The following is a 21268-nucleotide window of genomic DNA, read 5'->3' on the forward strand; positions in this document are numbered from 1 at the left end:
CTTCAGCGAGCCGAAAATTCCTCAATTCCGTCTGGTTCGACGCGGCGCGCTGGGCTGTCGAGTGGTTTCAGTGCTCTTCAGCGAGCCGAAAATTCCTCAATTCGATAGTGGTCATAAACCGCTCTCAGGAACGTATCAGTTTCAGTGCTCTTCAGCGAGCCGAAAATTCCTCAATAGCGTCTACCAGACGCTGGACGATGCGCGGAAGGACGTTTCAGTGCTCTTCAGCGAGCCGAAAATTCCTCAATTTGGCAGAAGGGGGGTGATCATATGGCGCTTGTCGCGTTTCAGTGCTCTTCAGCGAGCCGAAAATTCCTCAATTTTTCCGAACATCAGCGCAATTATACGAATTGTGAGGTTTCAGTGCTCTTCAGCGAGCCGAAAATTCCTCAATTGTGTGACCGAGTGCGGCTACACGACGTTGCTTGACGTTTCAGTGCTCTTCAGCGAGCCGAAAATTCCTCAATGGAGCGCGTGGCGGGTGTTTAGGTCGCTGAGTTAGCGGTTTCAGTGCTCTTCAGCGAGCCGAAAATTCCTCAATCATCATCGACATCCACCCAGCGCGTGCAATCGACCGCGTTTCAGTGCTCTTCAGCGAGCCGAAAATTCCTCAATGTAAGCGAGCGGCGGCGCGGTTGGTGGCGCGCCGGAGTTTCAGTGCTCTTCAGCGAGCCGAAAATTCCTCAATTTGATTGCGGCCAAAAGCCAAACGTCGAATCAAGTTCTTGAGTTTCAGTGCTCTTCAGCGAGCCGAAAATTCCTCAATACGACCCGACAAAATGACCGCATTTTACGAAGCAGAGTTTCAGTGCTCTTCAGCGAGCCGAAAATTCCTCAATGAGGAATTGCGCTTCGAGATCGACCGCGCCCGCGCCGGTTTCAGTGCTCTTCAGCGAGCCGAAAATTCCTCAATTCTCGATGTCGAGGTAGCGCTGGTTGATGCGCATCGCGTCGTTTCAGTGCTCTTCAGCGAGCCGAAAATTCCTCAATTGGCAGACAAACGCCGGATTTTGGTTCGCCGACGCGCGTTTCAGTGCTCTTCAGCGAGCCGAAAATTCCTCAATGCGCCTGCAGCGTCTCCTTGCCGACGCCCCGCGCGGCGTTTCAGTGCTCTTCAGCGAGCCGAAAATTCCTCAATTTCTCGGCGTCGTTGAGGTAGCGCGCGCAGACGACTGTTTCAGTGCTCTTCAGCGAGCCGAAAATTCCTCAATGCGTGAGGAGCGGTCGCCGGGCAAACGCGGCGAAAAGTTTCAGTGCTCTTCAGCGAGCCGAAAATTCCTCAATGCTGACCGGGCGGGTGCATCCACACTTGAAGATCGCGTTTCAGTGCTCTTCAGCGAGCCGAAAATTCCTCAATCCATCCGTTGTCGGACGGGGCTTGTCGGATTCGGTGTTTCAGTGCTCTTCAGCGAGCCGAAAATTCCTCAATCGCCTTCGGGTCGCGCACCCCCAGCGCCGGCGCGTCCGTTTCAGTGCTCTTCAGCGAGCCGAAAATTCCTCAATGCAGTCGCAGCGCCTTATAGAGCAGCGCCTCGGCGCGTTTCAGTGCTCTTCAGCGAGCCGAAAATTCCTCAATTCATAATGCGGTGGGGTTGGAGGTGCGTCCGATTGAGTTTCAGTGCTCTTCAGCGAGCCGAAAATTCCTCAATCGTCGCCGGTTCCGGCGCGCCGTTCGCGCGCGAAACGGTTTCAGTGCTCTTCAGCGAGCCGAAAATTCCTCAATTCGACGAAGCGGCGCAATTCTTCCGAGAATTCAGTGGTTTCAGTGCTCTTCAGCGAGCCGAAAATTCCTCAATCAAAGCGCGTTTGATTATTCTCGCCGACGCCGACGTGTTTCAGTGCTCTTCAGCGAGCCGAAAATTCCTCAATCGACCGCTTTCGTCCAGTCCTCAAGTTCTTGATGCGTTTCAGTGCTCTTCAGCGAGCCGAAAATTCCTCAATCCGGTCGTTAGCCTAGCACACAAGTTCCCGTCTGTCAAGTTTCAGTGCTCTTCAGCGAGCCGAAAATTCCTCAATGGTCGTAGTATCGGTCGCTGTTGCGAAGGACAACGACGTTTCAGTGCTCTTCAGCGAGCCGAAAATTCCTCAATTTTGGTCTCAACGTACACGTTGATCTCGCGCTCAAGGTTTCAGTGCTCTTCAGCGAGCCGAAAATTCCTCAATTTTCGATAGTAGCGTTCGCTTCCCAGCGACCGTCAATGTTTCAGTGCTCTTCAGCGAGCCGAAAATTCCTCAATTCTGCGCCCCAGTCGTCGAGCGCCGCAAGCAGCGCGTGTTTCAGTGCTCTTCAGCGAGCCGAAAATTCCTCAATGTTGGTGGCGCTGCTGCTCCGCGACCCAGCCGTTCGTTTCAGTGCTCTTCAGCGAGCCGAAAATTCCTCAATATCGCCCGTCACACCTTCCCCCGCCGCCGGGCGAACGCGTTTCAGTGCTCTTCAGCGAGCCGAAAATTCCTCAATGCGAGACCGCGCCCGCCAGCGACCGGTTCTTCTTCGTTTCAGTGCTCTTCAGCGAGCCGAAAATTCCTCAATTCAGCGATTGAACCACATCAAGCGCTTCGTCGCGGGTTTCAGTGCTCTTCAGCGAGCCGAAAATTCCTCAATTCAAAAAGAGCGCGAATCAGTTCTTCCGCCTCCGCGGTTTCAGTGCTCTTCAGCGAGCCGAAAATTCCTCAATCTAACATTCCCACTATTCGCGCCCCGGTACACCGCCGTTTCAGTGCTCTTCAGCGAGCCGAAAATTCCTCAATACAACTACCCGAATATCGTTGTCATCCGGTCGGCAAAGTTTCAGTGCTCTTCAGCGAGCCGAAAATTCCTCAATTGTTCATTTATTCGCCGTCGGTCGGGACGGGCGTCTCAAGTTTCAGTGCTCTTCAGCGAGCCGAAAATTCCTCAATCGCGAACTGGAGAACGACTTCCGCGTTTCGCGCGCGAAGTTTCAGTGCTCTTCAGCGAGCCGAAAATTCCTCAATTATATTGATTCGGTGTGCGAAGCCGCGCCCGCAACGAACGTTTCAGTGCTCTTCAGCGAGCCGAAAATTCCTCAATCGATGTGTTGTGACACTGGTACTGCTGATGGAACAACAGCGTTTCAGTGCTCTTCAGCGAGCCGAAAATTCCTCAATCCAGAACAGAAAACGGCGCGCGCGTTGACCGCGAGTGTTTCAGTGCTCTTCAGCGAGCCGAAAATTCCTCAATTACTATAGGCTAGCCCTAGCCGTTTGCGCGCCTAGGTTTCAGTGCTCTTCAGCGAGCCGAAAATTCCTCAATTTCTGACGTTGCTGCCGACGCTGATCGAGTTGGCGACGGTCGTTTCAGTGCTCTTCAGCGAGCCGAAAATTCCTCAATCAGGTTTTTGGTTTGCCGACGTTTTCGTTGAGCGCGAGTTTCAGTGCTCTTCAGCGAGCCGAAAATTCCTCAATTTCAGTCCGTCCCAAGGCTTGCCGATGCGCCGGGACGGTTTCAGTGCTCTTCAGCGAGCCGAAAATTCCTCAATTCGACCGCGCGCTGGTTGCGGACGCGGCGCGGGGTGTTGGTTTCAGTGCTCTTCAGCGAGCCGAAAATTCCTCAATGTGTTCGTCATATCGCACAGCCCGACCAGCCCATTGAGTTTCAGTGCTCTTCAGCGAGCCGAAAATTCCTCAATTGATCATCCACACCGGCAACGGTCTGATGCCGATGTGTTTCAGTGCTCTTCAGCGAGCCGAAAATTCCTCAATCGAGGTCGAGGTAGCGCTGGTTGATGCGCATCGCGTCGTTTCAGTGCTCTTCAGCGAGCCGAAAATTCCTCAATCGGCGAGCCGAACCTGCTGAACATCCCGCGCGGCGAGTTTCAGTGCTCTTCAGCGAGCCGAAAATTCCTCAATTCGGAGGCGGCGAAATGCTACCCGCGCGTGCTGTCGGTGTTTCAGTGCTCTTCAGCGAGCCGAAAATTCCTCAATGGGCGCGTGGGACACCTCACGCGCTTCGGCGTTGACGTTTCAGTGCTCTTCAGCGAGCCGAAAATTCCTCAATCCAGACGCGGTACAACTCGAAAAAGCGGCGCTTCTCCGTTTCAGTGCTCTTCAGCGAGCCGAAAATTCCTCAATCCCGACCCTCGCACCTGCGTCCATCCATATTCCCGACTGCGACGATCACGCTTCGTCGTTCCTGAGCCTTCCTGGTGCGTCGCCATGACACCCGTATACTAGCATGAACGGGCGCGTTTCGCAACCCGATTCTTGCGCCAAAACCGCGTCAAGTTGCGAAACACGCTCCTTCCCTTTCTGCTGCCCAAAACGTCGATAGAATCGTTGACACATCGATTTGAACGACCCGCCTTTTCGACCTTTGCCCGACGAGTTGCGAAAGCGCGGCGCATATCGTCCGAATATACCAGTTACCCGACGATGACCCGCGCTGCCACTGCCGCGCCGACGTCGGTCGTGGTTGCGGGGCGCTCATCTGGCGCAGCAATGTCGGCGGTGACGATGCCATCCTCGATGGTGCGCCAGACGGCGGTTTCAACGGCGCGCGCTTCGCGCTCCAGCCCCAGCGAGTGTCGCAGAAGCAGCGCTACACTCAGGATGGTTGCCAGCGGGTTGGCGATCCCTTTGCCGGCGATGTCGGGCGCTGAGCCGTGGATGGGTTCGTACAACCCCATCCGCGTCGTCCTGCCGGTGTCGCCGGGTGCGCCGAGCGATGCGGATGGAAGCATCCCCATCGATCCTGCCAGCATCGATGCTTCATCGGTCAGAATGTCACCGAACATGTTTTCGGTCACGATCACGTCGAAGTCTGAGGGACGGCGGATGAGGTGCATGGCGCATGCGTCGACCAGCATGTGTTCCAGATGCACGTCGGGGAACTCGTCGCGCATCACGCGTGTTGTGACGCTGCGCCACAGGCGTGAGGTTTCCAGCACGTTCGCTTTGTCCACCGAGGTCACTTTTTTGCGCCGCTGACGCGCCAGGGTTGCGGCTGTCCGCACGATCCGCTCGATCTCAGCCGTGGTGTAGACGCATTCGTCATAGGCGCTCTCGCCGCCATCAGGGGTCGTATCGCGCCCTTTTTCGCCAAAATAGATGCCGCCGGTCAGTTCACGTACAACGATCAGATCAACTCCCTGCAATCGTTCGGGGCGCAGCGGCGACGCGGCGATCAGGCGCGGGTGCAATGTGACCGGGCGCAGGTTGGCGAACAGTCCCAGCGCCTTGCGGATGCCGAGCAGTCCCTGTTCGGGACGCACCGGCGCGTCCGGGTTATCCCATTTTGGACCGCCGACTGCGCCGAGAAGCACCGCATCCGACTCGCGGCACAGGCGCAGGGTTTCGTCTGGCAGCGCCGTTCCAACGGCGTCGATGGCGCATCCGCCGATCAGCGCTTCGCGCATGTCGAAGGTATGTCCGAAACGCTCTCCAACCGCTTCGAGAACACGCCTCCCCTCAGCAACCACTTCCGGTCCGATGCCGTCTCCGGGAAGCGCAGTGATAACCGCATGCATGTCCTGCTCCGTCTATTCTTTGTCCTGGTCTTTGTCCTTTTTGCTTTTCTGACCGAGAAAGAAGGTGAGCGCCGCGATAACCAGCGCCGCGCCGCCGCCCGAAATCAGCAGGTTCGTCTCGCCGTTCCAGGTGGTGAATTGACCGAGAAATCCGACACCGATAACGACGATGATAACGCCGATCAGTTTGTCTTTCAGATCATCGAGGGTGCGGATTTCGAGCCAGTTTGGCACCGGCACCTGGTGGTCGATGAACAATTCGTACAATCCCAGTGCAACAATGTAGAGCACCGTCGCCAGCAGGAAAATGTCGGTGATCTCGATAAAACTGAGCAACAGCGCTTTGGCGACTTTCGAGGTAAACTCGCCTTTTGAAAAAACATCGCGTATGACCACATATGTTTCAACTGTGCCAAACAGGATCAGCGCCGTTGCTGCAATGAGGGTCGCCAGCACTGCGACAATAATGATGTAGCGTATCAGTCCAATCAGGCGCGTCACTACCTGTCAGCTCCTTGCTGTCGTGACGACGCGCGCCGGACGCGAGGCTTCATACGCGCTGATGGCGGCTTCTTCATTGAGCAGAAATCCCATCTGATCGACGCCGTGCAGCAGGCAGTGTTTGGTGAACGGATCGATCGGGAAGTGGACGCCGCGACCGTCGGGAAGGGTGACCGTCTGCGCTGCCAGGTCAATGGTGACCGTGGTGGTCGGGTCTTCATCGAAGAGGCTGACCAGTTGCTGATAGGTTTCATCGTCTACCTGGACGGTCAGCAAGCCGTTCTTTAGTGCATTGTTGCGGAAAATGTCGGCGAAGTAGGGACTGATGACTGCCTTGAACCCGTACCCCAGCAGCGCCCAGGGAGCATGTTCGCGTGATGAACCGCACCCGAAGTTGCGCCCGGCAACCAGGATGGTAGCGCCCTGCGTTTCTGGACGGTTCAGCACGAAATCAGGGTTGGGCTTGCCATCGGCGTCGAAGCGCCAGGCGTAGAACAATCCCTCCGCCAGTCCCGATTTGTCGGTGACTTTGAGATAGCGGGCGGGAATGATCTGATCGGTATCGATATCCTGGACCGGAAGGGCGACAATGCGCCCGGTGATGACCGAAATGGGTTGCATGTGATTGCTCCTATATTCTCATTCGCATAGTGAGCGGCATAGCGGACCTCCATCTGCCGTTGCCGGCTCAACCCTCCACTCGTAACTGCTCAGGCATGCGGTTGAAACCGCGCCTGAGAGGACGCCTGGCGCCGGGTGACCGCCTGGGCGGTCGCCGTGGCGGCGTCCACGCAGGCGGACGCCCGGCGAAAAGCCTTCCAGAGGCGATTTCAATCGCTGAACGCCCGGCTGAGGAGTTACCTCCGGCCGTTGCTGCTCAGGCGTGCGGTTGAAACCGCGCCTGAGAGGACGCTTCGCGCCGGGCGACCGCCTGGGCGGTCGCCGTGGCGGCGTCCACGCAGGCGGACGCCCGGCGAAAAGCCTTCCAGAGGCGATTTCAATCGCTGAACGCCCGGCAGCCTGAGGAGTTACCTCCGGCCGTTGCTGCTCAGGCGTGCGGTTGAAACCGCGCCTGAGAGGACGCTTCGCGCCGGGCGACCGCCTATGCGGTCGCCGTGGCGGCGTCCACGCAGGCGGACGCCCGGCGAAAAGCCTTCCCAGAGGCGATTTCAATCGCTGAACGCCCGGCAGCCTGAGGAGTTACCTCCTGCCGTTGCTGCTCAGGCATGCGGTTGAAACCGCGCCTGAGAGGACGCCTGGCGCCGGGCGACCGCCTAAGCGGTCGCCGTGGCGGCGTCCACGCAGGCGGACGCCCGGCGAAAAGCCTTCCAGAGGCGATTGCACGCGCTGAACGCCAAGCAGCCTGAGGAGTTACCTCCTGCCGTTGCTGCTCAGGCGTGCGGTTGAAACCGCGCCTGAGAGGACGCTTCGCGCCGGGCGACCGCCTATGCGGTCGCCGTGGCGGCGTCCACGCAGGCGGACGCCCGGCGAAAAGCCTTCCCAGAGGCGATTTCAATCGCTGAACGCCCGGCAGCCTGAGGAGTTACCTCCTGCCGTTGCTGCTCAGGCATGCGGTTGAAACCGCGCCTGAGAGGACGTTTCGCGCCGGGCGACCGCCTATGCGGTCGCCGTGGCGGCGTCCACGCAGGCGGACGCCCGGCGACAAGCCTTCCAGAGGCGATTTCAATCGCTGAACGCCAGGCAGCCTGAGAGTTACCTCCACTCTCTCTGAGATTCTCCTCATCCACCCAGATACCTGCGCGGGTCGGCGACCGCGCCTTCGATAGCAGAAGCGACGGCAGTGAGCGGACTGGCGAGGAAGGTGCGCGCTCCCGGTCCCTGGCGCCCTTCGAAGTTGCGATTGCTCGTTGAGACGGCGTACCTGCCGGGGGGCACTTTGTCATCGTTCATGCCCAGGCACGCCGAGCATCCGGCTTCGCGCCATTCGGCGCCGGCTGCGCGGAAAATCTCGTGCAGACCTTCGGCTTCCGCCTGCTTTTTGACCTGCTGCGATCCGGGAACGACCATCATCCGCACGCCATCGGCGATCTTGCGTCCTTTCAGAAGCCGCGCCGCCATTCGCAGATCTGAAATCCGCGAGTTAGTGCAACTCCCCAGGAACACAACATCGATCTTGTGTCCGAGGAGGGGTTGTCCGGGGCGCAGGTCCATGTAACGCAGCGCTTTGTCGAGCGCCTGGCGCGCCGCCGGATCAGGCAACTCTTCCGGCGTCGGAATGCGCCCGTCGATCGGCATGCCCATACCAGGGTTTGTGCCGTAAGTGATCATCGGTGTCAGTTGCGATGCGTCGAGCGTGATGATCCGGTCATAGACTGCACCCTCGTCGGTGGGGAGGGTGCGCCAGTACGCTACAGCTTCGTCCCAGGCTTTCCCTTTTGGCGCAAACGGTCGTCCAGCAATATATTCGAATGTAGTGTCATCGGGGGCGATCATACCAGCGCGCGCACCGCCTTCAATCGACATGTTGCAGATCGTCATGCGTTCTTCCATTGACAGCGCCCGGATGGTTTCGCCGGTGTACTCGAAGACGTGTCCGGTACCGGCGCCGACGCCGTAGCGCGCGATGATCGCCAGGATGATGTCTTTGGCCGTCACGCCCGGCGCCAGTCGCCCATCAACGCGCACTTCCATGGTTTTGGGGCGGGTCTGGATCAGGCACTGCGTCGCCAGCACATGGGCGACCTCGGACGTGCCGATGCCAAACGCCAGTGCGCCGAATGCGCCATGCGTACTGGTGTGGCTGTCGCCGCAGACAATGGTCATGCCCGGCTGCGTCAGCCCCTGTTCAGGACCGATGACGTGAACGATGCCCTGGTATTCGCTTCCCAGTGCAAAGAGCGGGATGCCGAACTCAGCGCAATTTTGCTCGAGTTGGCGGAGTTGCGCTGCCGCCTGCGCATCGACGACCGGGATGATCCCGTCGGCGCCGCGTGGCGTGGTTGGCGTCGAATGATCCATCGTCGCCAGGGTACGATCCGGTCGGCGCACCTTCAGACCGCGCTGCCGCAGTTCGGTGAACGCCTGCGGCGATGTGACTTCGTGAATGAGATGCAGATCGATGTAGATCACTGCAGGGGTTTCCGCCGTCTGCGGTCGAACGATATGGGCATCCCAGACTTTATCAAACAGCGTGCGAGGTGTCATAGCGGTTCCTGTTGGTTCAATAGATAGATGTGCCAGTTTCCGGCAGTGTTCAATGCTCACTCCGCCGCCGGTGTCAACCATCCCCAGCGATCTTCTGTTTCGCCGGAGAACAGCCCGAAGAACGCTTTCTGAATGGCGGTTGTGATCGGTCCGCGCTTTCCGCTGCCGACGGGCAACTTATCGACCGAGCGGATCGGCGTCACTTCTGCGGCGGTGCCGGTAAAGAAGAGTTCATCCGCCAGGTAGAGCATCTCGCGCGGCAGATTTTGCTCGCGCACCTGGTAGCCGAGTTGCTGCGCCAGGGTGATCACCGCGTCGCGGGTAATGCCGGGCAGCAGCGCGGCGGTGACCGGCGGCGTGTAGATGACGCCGTCGCGGATGAGGAACAGGTTTTCGCCCGATCCTTCCGACAGCCATCCATGCACATCGAGCGCAATGCCTTCGGCGTAGCCGTTGCGTGCCGCTTCCATCACGATCAACTGCGATGAAAGGTAGTTACCGCCAGCCTTCGCCATCGCCGGCAGGGTATTCGGCGCGACCCGCTGCCAGGAGGAAACATGCACATCCACGCCGTGTTCAAGCCCTTCGGCGCCCAGGTAGGCGCCCCATTCCATTGCGGCGACCATCACCTCGACCGGTGAGCGCAGCGGGTTCAGCCCCATCTCGCCGTAGCCGCGCCACACCAGCGGGCGGATATAGGCGTTCTGCAAGCCGTTCTCGCGCACTACCGCACGGCAGGCTTCGAACACCTGATCCGGCGTGAATGGCGGATCCATCCGGTAGATCCGGCACGAATCGAAGAGACGGCGGATGTGTTCGCGCAGGCGGAAAATCGCAGCGCCCTGGGGCGTTTCGTAGGCGCGGATTCCCTCGAAGACCGATGATCCGTAGTGCAGGGCGTGCGTCATAACGTGGACGGTCGCCTTTTCCCAGGGAACCATCTCGCCGTTGAACCAGATATACTTCGATTCGCGGATAGGCATTGGATTTCTCCTTTCACAGCAGTGTGAACCGGCGCCGTTGCGCCTGGCGCAATGATGAGCGTGCTGCAACGTTTCACCGCAGCGGTGCGGCGTTTTCAGAGGACGCTCATGTTAGTTTTTGCCGTTCTCTGTAATCCCAGCGTCTCGGCGGTGCGTTTTTGCAGTGAAGTCAATTATATCAGCCTTGAAGCGACTCAGTCGTCGCCTTTGCCATCGCCCGTCGTCGCGCAAGCGGCAATTCCAGGCTATCCCACAGCGCCATGAAACTGGCTTCGATAATATTCTCCGAACAACCGACCGTGCTCCAGCGCTCCTCGCCGCGCGCCGACTCGATCAGCACGCGCGGTTTGGCGGCAGTGCCCAGGTGTTCGTCCACAATACGCACTTTGTAATCCACCAGCTGCACATCGGCGAGTTCGGGATAGTGCGGCAGCAACGCCTTGCGGATCGCCCTGTCGAGGGCGTTGACCGGTCCGGCGCCTTCGGCGGCGGTATGCATCACCTCGTCGCCGACCCGGAGTTTCACCATCGCCTGCGAGGTCATATCCCGGTCGCCATGCTTGCTGACGACGACGGTAAAGTCGAGCAACTCGAACGGCGGTTCATAGTCCGGCGCGGCGCGGCGCACCAGCATCTCGAATGATCCTTCGGCTGCCTCGAACTGGAAGCCGCGGTTCTCCAGTTCTTTGATCCGTTGCAGCACTACGCGCTCGTTCCCGTTCAGTTCGAGACCGAGTTCCTGCGCGCGCATCCGCACGTTGCCGCGCCCCGACAGTTCACTCACCACAATGCGCATGCGGTTGCCGACCAGTTCAGGATCGATATGCTGGTAACTGTCGGGTATCTTGGCGACGGCGGCGACATGAATGCCGCCTTTATGCGCAAAAGCGGAATGACCGACAAATGGTGCGTGAGTGTCGGGGTTGAGGTTGGCGACCGCAGCCACATAGTGCGACACCTCGGTCAGGCGGCGGAGTTGTTCGGGAGTGACGCAGCGGTAGCCGAGTTTCAGTTGCAGGTTGGCGATCAGCGGGATCAGGTCCATGTTGCCGCAGCGTTCGCCGTAGCCGTTGATCGTTCCCTGAACGTGGATGCATCCGGCGCGCACGGCGGCAATGGCGTTGGCGACAGCAAGGGCGCCGTCGTTGTGCGTATGAATGCCGAGCGTCAGGCGCGCGTCTGGTGTGCCGACATCGAACCCTTCCTGTGCCAGGTGTTGGCGCACGACCTGGACGACCGCAGCGACTTCATCCGGCAGACTGCCGCCGTTCGTGTCGCACAGCACCAGACAATCGGCGCCAGCGCGCGCGGCTGCGGTCAGAGTCGCCAGCGCATATGCGGCATCAAGTTTGTAGCCATCAAAGAAATGCTCGGCATCGTAGACAACCTCTTTGCCGCGTTCTTTGAAATACGCGACGCTATCGCCGATCATCGCCAGGTTTTCCCGGGGCGTCGTTTCGAGCACCTTCTCGACATGGAGCGTCGAGCTTTTGCCGACCAGCGTGACGACAGGGGTATCGGCTTCGACCAGCGCCTGAATGTTGGCGTCGGCGTCGCAGGTGGCGTCGGCGTGGCGGGTGCTGCCGAAGGCGGCGATTTTCGCGTGGCGCAGGGTGACGCGCCTGATGCGCTGGAAGAACTCAGCGTCTTTAGGGTTCGATCCGGGCCATCCCCCTTCGATATAGTGAACGCCGAGCAGATCGAGTTCACGCGCGATCTTGAGTTTATCCTCAACAGAGAGCGAGAGACCCTCACGCTGCGTTCCGTCGCGCAGGGTGGTATCGTAGAGCAGAATCTGCATAACAGGCTCCTTGCGCACAATACATCAAACATCAGGCATCTACTGCGGCCCACGCCAGCGCGGGTAGCTGCCGAAAACCTTGAACAGTCCCGTTTTTGCGCGAATACGCTCCAGAGCGGCGGCCACCGTCGGATCTTCGCGGTGACCGTTGATGTCAACCAGAAAGATGTACTGTCCCAGCACTTCTTTCGAAGGGCGGGATTCGAGTTTGGTCATATTGATGCCCACCGACGCCAGTTCCTGAAGAGCGTCCACCAGCACGCCCGGTCGATCTTCGCGGTCGAAGCCGAAGCAGAAACTGGTCTTATCGTCGCCGGTCGGCGGATGGTCGTGACGCCCCAGTGCGATGAAGCGGGTGACATTCCCGGAGCGATCCTGAATATCGCTCGCAATCACCGCTGCGCCGACGAGTTCTGCTGCGCGCAGGGTGCCGATCGCCGCCGCCGGACGTTCGTCCGCCAGCGCCTCGGCGGGCGCCGCGCTGTTGCTCAGGGATGCGACGGTGGCCACGCCGGGCAGGCAACGTTCGATGAAACGCCGACACTGCCCCAGCGACTGCGGGTGTCCGTAGAGTACCTTAATCTCGTGCAGCGCCAGACCAGGGCGCCCAACCAGGTAGTGCCGGATCGGGATAACCGTCTCACCTGCAATACGCAGGTCGGTCTCGTGGATGAGCAGATCGAGCGTGGTGGTCACGCTCCCTTCGAGCACATTTTCGATCGGCAGGATGCCGGCGGTTGCAGCGCCGGTTTCGACGGCGGTGACAACTGCTGGCATGCTTGCCAGCGGAATGCAGATCGCCCGTTCCCCGCCATACGCCAGCGCCGCAATCTCGCTGTAGGAACCGGGAGGACCAAGATACGCGATTGAACAGGTCATGATAGTTCGGTCTCTTGCACGCCTGGCGCCGGTCGTCGCCGTTCCAGCCGCGCGCGTTCACTCGGTTGCATTCTTGCCGAACAGGTCGACCGCATACGTTGGCTTGTTGCGATCATATCCGGCGGCATACGCAGCGTTTTCAGCGCTGAGACGTTCCTGCCGCGCCGCGATCATCTTGTTGAGCGCCGTCATGTACGACTCGGCAGCCGCGACGATGGTATCGGTGTTGGCGCTGTAGCCGCTGTAGATCTGCGGTCCGCGGTGGCGCCCGACGCGATACTCGCCCTCCTGGACTTCATTACCCGGTTCGCGAATGCGAACTGAAACCTCAGCAACCGCATCGATCCCCTCGGTCACCGCCTTGATCGAGAATTCGATCAGTTCATTCGGTCGCCCGACAATTTTGTCGATCGCTTTGTAGATCGCATCGACCGGACCGGTGCCGTGGGCGGCGGTGGTGTGCGTGTTGCCGTCAGGATCGGTGATGCGTACCGTCGCCACCGGTGTCACGCCGGTGCCGCAGGTAACCTGCACGTGGTCCAGGCGGTAGAGGTCGGGGGTGTGGAGCGAACCGCCGGTTGCCAGCACTTCCAGGTCGCGATCATCGACAACCTTCTTTTTGTCGCACAGTTCCTTGAAGCGCTGGAAGACCTGGTTGAATTCTTCCTCGCTGTCGAACTCATACCCCATAGCGGCGAGTTTGGTGCGCAGCGCATTGCGTCCCGAATGTTTGCCGAGCACAATCGCATTCCCATCGAGACCGATGGTTGTTGCGTCCATAATTTCGTAGGTCATCCGGTGCTTCAGGACGCCGTCCTGATGAATGCCGGACTCGTGGGCGAAGGCGTTGGCGCCGACAATCGCCTTGTTGGGCGGCACCGGCATGCCGATAATGGTGCTCACCAGGCGACTGCTGCGCGCCAGTTCGCGGGTGTTGATCCGTGTATCGACTCCAAAGAACGATCGGCGTGTTTTCAACGCCATCACGACTTCTTCGAGTGAAGCGTTGCCAGCGCGTTCGCCAATGCCATTGATGGTGCATTCAATCTGACGCGCGCCAGCGCGCACGCCTGCCAGCGAATTCGCCACCGCCATGCCCAGGTCGTCGTGGCAGTGGGTGGAAATGATGACCTTCTCCGCGCCGGGGACGTGACGATAGATACCGGCGATCAGTTCGGCGTACTCTTCGGGGGTGGCGTAACCGACGGTATCAGGAATGTTGAGCGTGGTGGCGCCCTCTTCGACCACTGCCGCGAGCATGCGGTAGACATACTCCGGGTCGGAGCGGGTCGCGTCCATCGGCGAGAACTCGACATCGTCGCACAGCGAACGGGCGTAGCGCACCATCATGCGTGCGCGCTCCAGCACTTCTTCGCGGGTCGAACGCAACTGATGTTCAATGTGAATGTCGGACGAGGAGATAAAGGTGTGGATACGTTTCTTCGCGGCGGGTTGAATGGCGCTCCAGGCTTTATCGATGTCGTCCTTATTGGCGCGCGCCAGGGCTGCGATGATCGGACCGTCCGGCGTTCCGACGGTTCTGGCGATCTCGTGGACTGCCGCCCAGTCGCCGGGGGACGCTGCCGGGAAGCCGGCTTCGATGATGTCGACGCCCAGGCGCGCAAGTTGCCGCGCTACCTCCAGTTTTTCTTCCAGGGTCATTGTGCAGCCGGGCGCCTGTTCACCATCGCGCAGGGTGGTATCGAAGATGCGTACATGATCCTCCATAGCGCTGGTTTCTCCTTTACTGGTTCTTCACGCCCCGCCTTCACCCGGTACAACCTCGCGCGGGTTGACGAACGGCATCATCCGGCGCAACTCACGCCCCACCTGCTCGATGGGATGCGAGATGTCACGGGTGCGGTACGCATTGAAGCGCGGGCGACCATTATGGTTCTCTTCGATCCAGTCTTCGGCGAACGCGCCGCTCTGAATATCCGCCAGAATGCGTTTCATCGTTGCGCGCGTCTCGTCGGTGATGATCTTCGGACCGGCAGTGTAATCGCCCCACTCTGCCGTATCGCTGACCGAATAGCGCATATAGTTGAGACCGCCCTGGTAGAAGAGATCGACGATCAACTTGAGTTCGTGCATGCACTCGAAATACGCGACTTCCGGTTGATACCCGGCTTCGACCAGGGTCTCGAACGCGGCTTTGACCAGCGCCGACACACCGCCGCACAATACCACCTGTTCACCGAACAGATCGGTTTCGGTTTCTTCGGCAAACGTCGTCTCGATAACGCCAGCGCGGGTACAGCCAAGCCCGCGGGCATATGCCAGCGCGTCTGCCAGTGCGTGCCCCGAAGCGTCCTGATGCACAGCGACGAGCGCCGGGACGCCGCCGCCCTGCGTATAGACCTCGCGTACCCGGTGACCGGGCGCTTTGGGTGCGACCATGCTGACATCGACGCCCTCCGGCGGCACGATCTGTCCGAAGCGAATGTTGAAGCCATGGGCGAACATCAGCGTCTTGCCGGGCGTCATGGACGGACCGATCTCGTCGCGGTAGATCGCCGCCTGCGCCGTATCGGGGAGCGCCAGCATGATGATCTGCGCTTCTTTTGCAGCGTCGGCGACGGGCAGCACCTTCAGCCCCAACCCTTCCGCCTTGCTCCAGCTCTTCGACCCGTGATAGAGACCGACAACAACATCACAACCGCTATCCCTGAGATTCAGGGCGTGCGCGTGCCCCTGGCTGCCGAACCCGATGACGGCGATAGTCCGTCCGGCAAGGCGAGAAAGATCGGCGTGATTTTCGTAGTAAATGTTTGCCATAGTCGCGTTGCATTCTCCTGCCGGGGTGCAGCAGTCATCCCCGGTCGTCAGCATCTCATCGATGGGCGACTGCTGCGCCCTCTCACTCCGTCTAGTTCATCACCGGCACGCGCTCGGCATGCCCATTGGCGTTCTCGACATACTCTTCCGCATTATGCCCGCGTGCGCCGCGCACCATCGCAATTCGTCCGGTGCGCATCATCTCGCGGATTCCATAGGGACGGATCACATCGATGAAGTTTTGCACCTTGGATGGCGAACCGGTCATCTCGATCACCATGGTATTGGCGCCGACATCGACGATCTTGGCGTCGAACACTTCGGTAAGGGCGACGATCTCCGGGCGTTTTGCCGGCGGCGCATGCAGTTTCATCAGCGCCATTTCGCGTTCGACGGTTGGGTCGTTGGTGACATCACTCACCTTCAATACTTCGATCAGGCGGTAGAGTTGTTTGACCACCTGTTCGACATCCTCCCATTCCACTACGATCGTCATCCGACTGACACCGGGAGTTTCGCTGTGACCGACAGCCAGACTTTCGATATTGTATCCGCGCCGTCGGATGAGACCGACCACCCGACTCAGCACGCCAGGGCGGTCCTGCACAAGTGCGACGATGGTATGTTTTTTCATGATCGTTCCTTTGTTGCGTTTCAGAAAGCCGGGCTGTTCCGCCAGCCTATGATTGATGCGGCGACTCCAGGATCATTTCGCCGATGCTCTTGTTCTGCGGCACCATCGGGAACACATTGACCTCGCGCTCAACGCGGAAGTCGATCAGCACCGGTCCGTCGGTGGCATACGCTTCTTCGATAGCGGCCTCGACCTGACTGGTATGCTCGACCGTGATCCCCTTCCAGTAGTACGCCTCCGCCAGTTTTGCGAAATCGGGACCGGAGAGGGGCGTGCCGCTGTAGCGCTTGTTCTCGAACAGTTCCTGCCACTGGCGCACCATGCCCAGATAGCCGTTGTTGATCACTGCGATCTTGATATTCTTGATCCCTTCCTGCACGATGGTCGCCATCTCCTGATTGGTCATCTGGAAGCCGCCATCGCCGCAGATCACCCAGACCGTATCATTCGGGTGGGCAATCGCAACGCCGAGTGCTGCCGGTACGGCGAAACCCATGGTTCCTGCGCCGCCGGAGGTGATATGGGTGCGCGGACGGTACCAGTCGATCAGTTGCGCCGCCCACATCTGATGCTGCCCGACGTCGGTGACGACGCGGTAGTTGCCGCGGCTGTTGAGCGCCTTTGTCAGTGCCGCATACACATCGTGCGGCGGCAGGCTCATGTTCTCGGTGTCGGCGCGGTTGAGGTACTGCTGCTTCGGTTGGTGCTTCGCCTGCATTTCGCGAATGTGCTCCATCCAGTCGGAAGCGTGCCCGTGCAGTTCGGCGAACGCCTCGCGGTCGGGCGGGAACTCATCGAGGAACGCCTGCAACGCCAGGCGCGCATCAGCGACGATCGGCACGGTCACTTTGACGTTCTTGCCGATCTCGGAGGGGTCGATGTCCACATGGATGACCTTTGCATTGGGAGCGAAGGTGCTTGCCTTGCCGGTGACCCGGTCATCGAAGCGCCCGCCGATATTGAACAGCACATCGCACTCCTGAATGGCGCGATTGACATGCACCCAGCCGTGCATGCCCGGCATGCCGATGCTGAGCGGATGGTCTTCGGGGAAGGCGCCGATGCCGTGGAGGGTGGTAATCACCGGGATGCGGGTGCGCTCGGCGAAGGCGCGCAGTTCCTCGACGGCGCCGGACATAATGATCCCGTGACCGGCGATGATCAGCGGTTTCTTCGCGCTCAGGATCAGTTTGATCGCTTCGCGTACCTGCTTGAGATTGGGGCGGTAGTTCGGCTTATAGCCGGGGAGGTCGAGTTTGATATTCCAGTCGGGGACGATGGTGGCCTGCTGGGCATCCTTCGTCACATCGATCAACACCGGACCAGGGCGCCCGGTGGTAGCGATATAGATCGCTTCCTCAAACACGTAGGGCAGGTCTTCGGCGCGTTTCACCAGGTAGTTGTGTTTGGTGATCGGCATGGTAATGCCGGTAATGTCGGTCTCCTGAAAGGCATCCTTGCCGAGCACATGCGACCCGACCTGTCCGGTGATTGCCAGAATTGGCGTACTGTCCATCATTGCGTCGGCAAGTGGCGTCACCAGGTTGGTCGCGCCGGGTCCGCTGGTGCCGATGCACACACCCAACCGACCGGTAGCGCGCGCATACCCTTCGGCGGCGTGTCCTGCGCCCTGTTCGTGGCGACAGAGCACGTGGCGCAGCTTATCGCGGTACTCCCACATCGCGTAGTAGAACGGCATGATCGCGCCGCCGGGGATGCCGAACATCACTTCGACCCCATTGCGGATCAGCGCCTCACACATCACCTGAGCGCCGGTGCGCTTTTCGGACATCTGTTTCCTCCCTTTCTCTGGAATGGTGAGCCGGTTGTTGCGGATAGCGTCACTGTTTCGTCTTCTTCTTTCCTGATAGCGCCTGATGTGCAACGCACACGCAAGCGCAGGCGTCGCCGTCATCGGCGCCTGATCGCGCATCAGTGGCGCATCAGCGACTTCTCTGTCGCTTACGGGGACTGGTCGGGTTCGACCGTGACCGGCAACGGTTGCGCATCATTGCGACATCGTATGACCCCAAACGAAGAGCCCCTCCCGTGGGTTTGGGAGGGGCTCGTGTCGTTCGTATTGTGCGTCTCGCCGCGCGCTGCCTCCCAAACGCCTATAAGCCCGTGATAATAATCAGGGCTACAAGGATAAGGCTAAGGAGGAGGCTGGCGTTTCGTCGGTTCATACGGATGACACTCGTTGCACTGATACCGCTGTGAGTATATCCGAAGGAGCGTGCATTTGTCAAGTGGGGTTGAAGGTTGGGGCGTTGAAGGTTGAAGGTTGGGGCGTTGAAGGTTGAAGGTTGGGGCGTTGGAGGTTGAAGGTTGAAGGTTGGGGCGTTGAAGGTTGAAGGTTGAGGGTTGGAGCGTTGAGCATGGTGTGCAGCAGGAGCGTCACGCCTACCCTGTGGCGTATCCCGCAAAAACGCACGCTGCATCGACATTGCCGCCGCAGATGATGGCAACCGGCGCTGCATAGCGCGCAACGTCTACGGCGCCGCTCTGGAGCGCAGCAATCACCGCGGCGCCAGCCGGTTCGACCAGTTGATTGCACTCCGTCCAGAGCCAGCGCATGGCTTCGACCATCTGCGCATCGGTTACCAGCGCGACTTCATTGACATAACGCAGCGCCAGGTCGAGGGTGCGTTCACTGAGGGCGCGTGGTGAGAGGGTGTCGGCGATGCTGTGGACGGCGGGCAGTTCCACCAGCCGACCGGCGTTGAGGCTGACGGTCATGGTTGGGGCGCCGGTCGGTTCGACGCCGATAATACGAATGCCGGGGCGGGCCTGCTTGAGTGCGGCAGCCACACCCCCGATCAACCCGCCGCCGCCGACGGCGATCAGCGCGAGATCGACGACTGGAACATCGGCGAGGATTTCGAGACCGAGCGTTCCCTGTCCTTCCAGGGTGCGGATGTCGTCGAAGGGGTGGACATAGTACAATCCCTCGTCTGCCGCGTGTGCAATTGCGCGCTGATGGGCATCGTCCCACGTGTCGCCGTAGCGGAAGATACGCGCTCCCCAGGCGGCAATGCGTTGTTCCCGATCGGCGGAGGCGCGCGCCGGGAGGTACACGGTCGCAGGAATACCCAGACGCCAGGCAGCGTATGCCAGCGCCAACCCGTGATTGCCGCCGGAAGCGGCGATCACGCCGCGCTTCCGCTGCGCCTCATCGAGTTGCAGCAGGTGGTTGAACACTCCACGCGCTTTGAATGATCCAGAGACCTGGAGATTTTCCAGTTTGAGCCGCAGGTTTGGATGGAAATCGCTGCGCAATGCGGGCAGCGGCACGAGTGGCGTGCGTCGGATAAACGGTGCAATGCGTTCACGAGCGGCTTCGATGTTTTGAAACGGAAGAGGGTGCATCATAGACTTCGCACGGAATCAACACGCTGCAATGTCGAGGATATCGCGCAGCATTGCTGCGGCGGTTGGCGTCGGATCGGTTTCAAGCGTCGTGGCGGTTTGTCTGCCAGCAATGTCGGTCGTGTAGACAACCCCCATTTCGTCGGCGCTCATACGCGCCAGAGGATGGGAGAGGGGCAGCGGCGTCGGTTGGACACTGAGATGGAAATCCTCTGCCTGCCGTTCCGCCAGGCAGAGCAGAACGATCCGCTCGCCGCGTTCGAGCGCCGCTCGCAGGTCGTCGGTCGTCAATCCGGTGATACCACGCACCGCTACATCGGCGAGCGTCGTTGGGCGGTGCAGCACCGCGTTGGCAACGATGGTCAGTTTGCTGGCGGCATCCCACCCCTCGACATCGAGCGACGGATCGGTTTCTGCCAGACCGCGCCGCTGCATCTCCGCCAGTGCGTCAGCGTAAGAGACGCCCTGTTCCATCGCCCGGAGAATGCCCTGGGTGGTTCCGTTCAGCACTGCCTCGACCCGCAGGATGCGCGCACCGGCGAGATCGCGTCGTCCAATGGCGATGGTTGGTAGTGCGCCGCCAACGCATGCGCTGAAACGCAGTGCGGGCCAGTCGCGCGGGTCGCCGCGCTCCTCAGAGACCTCGCCCATATCGCTGAGCGCAGCCAGCTCCGCATACGCCAGCGCCAGCGGTCCTTTGTTTGCCAGCACCGTGTGCATCCCGCGTCGCAATGCCGTGCGCACTGTGTCAAGACCCGGTTGACCGTGCTTCAGGTTGACGGGTGTCGCTTCGAGCAGAATGTCCGCCTCGATGCTGCGGACGACATCGACGGGGGTCATACCAGGGATGCCGTGGAGAGGGAGCGCTGCCACGCTCTGCTGTCGCTGTTTGAGCGCCAGGATCGATGCCGGGTCCAACCCAGAATCGTCAATTGCTGCGCCTCCCGAGTCGGCGGCTGCAACCAGGCGAAGCGCAACACCGTAGCGCGTGGCGAGAAGCGACGCCTGCGATTGCATGATGGCGAGAAAACTGCGGCCCACATGACCCAGACCGCTGAGAACGATGCGATAGGTGCGCATATGACCTGTCCCTCTGCCATAGTGAGCGCATTGTACCATGATCAGGTGCAGGGGTGTTGCGCGTTGCAGGGTACGGGTAGGAAGGTTCTGGAAGGGAAGATGTCAACCTGAAGCAGACAAATGAAACCCTGATCCAGCGTAAAGATTTCTTTCCCCTATGTTTCGATACCCTTCCTGTTACTGTGCGTCGGATATGCTATTGTTTAGGGTCATAACAACCGTTGAACCAGAAAGGAGAGAGCAATGGCGCTGCTCGAGACTGTTGGTGAAGTTCTGTTCGAGAAGACCGTTTTTGGCATTCCCAACATTGTGGTCGGTGTTGCCGCTGTTGTTGCAGCGCCGGTCGTTGTGCCAGCGTTGCGCCCGGTGACGAAGGCGATTGTCAAAGGCGGCATGATCGCCGCTGACCGGACGAAAGCGACGCTGGGCGCGGTGGCTGAGCGCACGAAAGTGGCATTCAGCGAGGCTGGTGAACGTTGGGGCGACCTGATTGCCGAGGCGCGTGCAGAAGTGTACGGCGCTGCTCCAGCAGTGACGAATCCGGCGCAAACGCTGGCGCCGGAAGTGACGGACGCACCAGCGACGTAATTGCAGA

16 protein-coding genes and 1 CRISPR repeat array (1 of these 17 only partly in view) are annotated in these 21268 nt (G+C 59.9%); of the genes, 2 read left to right on the forward strand and 14 right to left on the reverse strand.

The genetic code is table 11. The annotated features are described in order from the left end of the window. A CRISPR array of direct repeats spans positions 1-4089; the repeat unit is 37 nt; unit sequence GTTTCAGTGCTCTTCAGCGAGCCGAAAATTCCTCAAT; it begins 5095 nt to the left of the window's first position. A gap of 290 nt (positions 4090-4379) precedes the next feature. The 3 genes from leuB to leuD are packed head-to-tail and all read right to left on the reverse strand — an operon-like array spanning position 4380 to position 6605. After that, on the reverse strand, positions 4380-5483 hold the full coding sequence (gene leuB, locus ROSERS_RS10145; RefSeq protein WP_011956691.1) for a 3-isopropylmalate dehydrogenase: 1104 nt from the start codon (positions 5481-5483) through the stop codon (positions 4380-4382). A 12-nt stretch (positions 5484-5495) separates the two neighbouring features. Then, positions 5496-5984, reverse strand: a complete 489-nt coding sequence (locus tag ROSERS_RS10150) for a YqhA family protein (RefSeq protein WP_011956692.1) — start codon at positions 5982-5984, stop codon at positions 5496-5498. A 6-nt stretch (positions 5985-5990) separates the two neighbouring features. Then, positions 5991-6605 (reverse strand): 3-isopropylmalate dehydratase small subunit, encoded by a 615-nt coding sequence (gene leuD, locus ROSERS_RS10155; protein WP_011956693.1) that lies wholly within the window; start codon positions 6603-6605, stop codon positions 5991-5993. Positions 6606-6873: 268 nt separating this feature from the next. Here leuD and ROSERS_RS27175 point away from each other — a divergent pair, with 268 nt between their 5' ends. Beyond that, positions 6874-7008, forward strand: a complete 135-nt coding sequence (locus ROSERS_RS27175) for a hypothetical protein (protein ID WP_269628058.1) — start codon at positions 6874-6876, stop codon at positions 7006-7008. Between the two features lie 716 nt (positions 7009-7724). On the opposite strand, the gene leuC is transcribed toward ROSERS_RS27175, so the two are convergent. The 11 genes from leuC to ROSERS_RS10205 form a co-directional block, all read right to left on the reverse strand. Beyond that, a complete protein-coding gene (gene leuC, locus ROSERS_RS10160) occupies positions 7725-9149 on the reverse strand; it encodes a 3-isopropylmalate dehydratase large subunit (RefSeq protein ID WP_011956694.1) in 1425 nt (474 codons plus the stop codon). A gap of 56 nt (positions 9150-9205) precedes the next feature. Beyond that, the gene (locus ROSERS_RS10165; RefSeq protein ID WP_011956695.1) at positions 9206-10132 is read right to left on the reverse strand and encodes a branched-chain amino acid transaminase; all 927 of its coding nucleotides are present in this window, start codon (positions 10130-10132) and stop codon (positions 9206-9208) included. Positions 10133-10310: 178 nt separating this feature from the next. After that, positions 10311-11933 (reverse strand): citramalate synthase, encoded by a 1623-nt coding sequence (cimA, locus tag ROSERS_RS10170; protein WP_011956696.1) that lies wholly within the window; start codon positions 11931-11933, stop codon positions 10311-10313. Between the two features lie 39 nt (positions 11934-11972). Next, positions 11973-12812 (reverse strand): prephenate dehydratase, encoded by an 840-nt coding sequence (gene pheA, locus ROSERS_RS10175; protein ID WP_011956697.1) that lies wholly within the window; start codon positions 12810-12812, stop codon positions 11973-11975. Between the two features lie 57 nt (positions 12813-12869). Beyond that, a complete protein-coding gene (locus ROSERS_RS10180) occupies positions 12870-14540 on the reverse strand; it encodes a 2-isopropylmalate synthase (protein ID WP_011956698.1) in 1671 nt (556 codons plus the stop codon). 27 nt (positions 14541-14567) lie between these two features. Further along, entirely contained in the window at positions 14568-15590 is a 1023-nt protein-coding gene (ilvC, locus tag ROSERS_RS10185; RefSeq protein WP_011956699.1) for a ketol-acid reductoisomerase, read from the reverse strand. Positions 15591-15681: 91 nt separating this feature from the next. Next, positions 15682-16224: an acetolactate synthase small subunit gene (gene ilvN, locus ROSERS_RS10190; RefSeq protein ID WP_011956700.1), complete on the reverse strand. Its 543-nt coding sequence runs from the start codon at positions 16222-16224 to the stop codon at positions 15682-15684. A 46-nt stretch (positions 16225-16270) separates the two neighbouring features. Further along, positions 16271-18016 carry a biosynthetic-type acetolactate synthase large subunit gene (ilvB, locus tag ROSERS_RS10195; RefSeq protein ID WP_011956701.1) on the reverse strand — a complete coding sequence of 582 codons (1746 nt, stop codon included), beginning with the start codon at positions 18014-18016 and terminating at the stop codon, positions 16271-16273. A gap of 453 nt (positions 18017-18469) precedes the next feature. After that, positions 18470-18625, reverse strand: coding sequence for a hypothetical protein (locus ROSERS_RS25990; RefSeq protein WP_157041026.1), 156 nt, complete (start codon positions 18623-18625; stop codon positions 18470-18472). A 2-nt stretch (positions 18626-18627) separates the two neighbouring features. Then, positions 18628-19596, reverse strand: coding sequence for a threonine ammonia-lyase (locus ROSERS_RS10200; protein WP_011956703.1), 969 nt, complete (start codon positions 19594-19596; stop codon positions 18628-18630). 15 nt (positions 19597-19611) lie between these two features. Next, positions 19612-20673, reverse strand: a complete 1062-nt coding sequence (locus ROSERS_RS10205; RefSeq protein WP_011956704.1) for a homoserine dehydrogenase — start codon at positions 20671-20673, stop codon at positions 19612-19614. Positions 20674-20916: 243 nt separating this feature from the next. Here ROSERS_RS10205 and ROSERS_RS10210 point away from each other — a divergent pair, with 243 nt between their 5' ends. Further along, positions 20917-21261 (forward strand): DUF5132 domain-containing protein, encoded by a 345-nt coding sequence (locus tag ROSERS_RS10210; protein ID WP_011956705.1) that lies wholly within the window; start codon positions 20917-20919, stop codon positions 21259-21261. The last annotated feature ends 7 nt before the right edge of the window (positions 21262-21268 follow it).

This window comes from Roseiflexus sp. RS-1, assembly GCF_000016665.1.
GTDB lineage: Bacteria > Chloroflexota > Chloroflexia > Chloroflexales > Roseiflexaceae > Roseiflexus.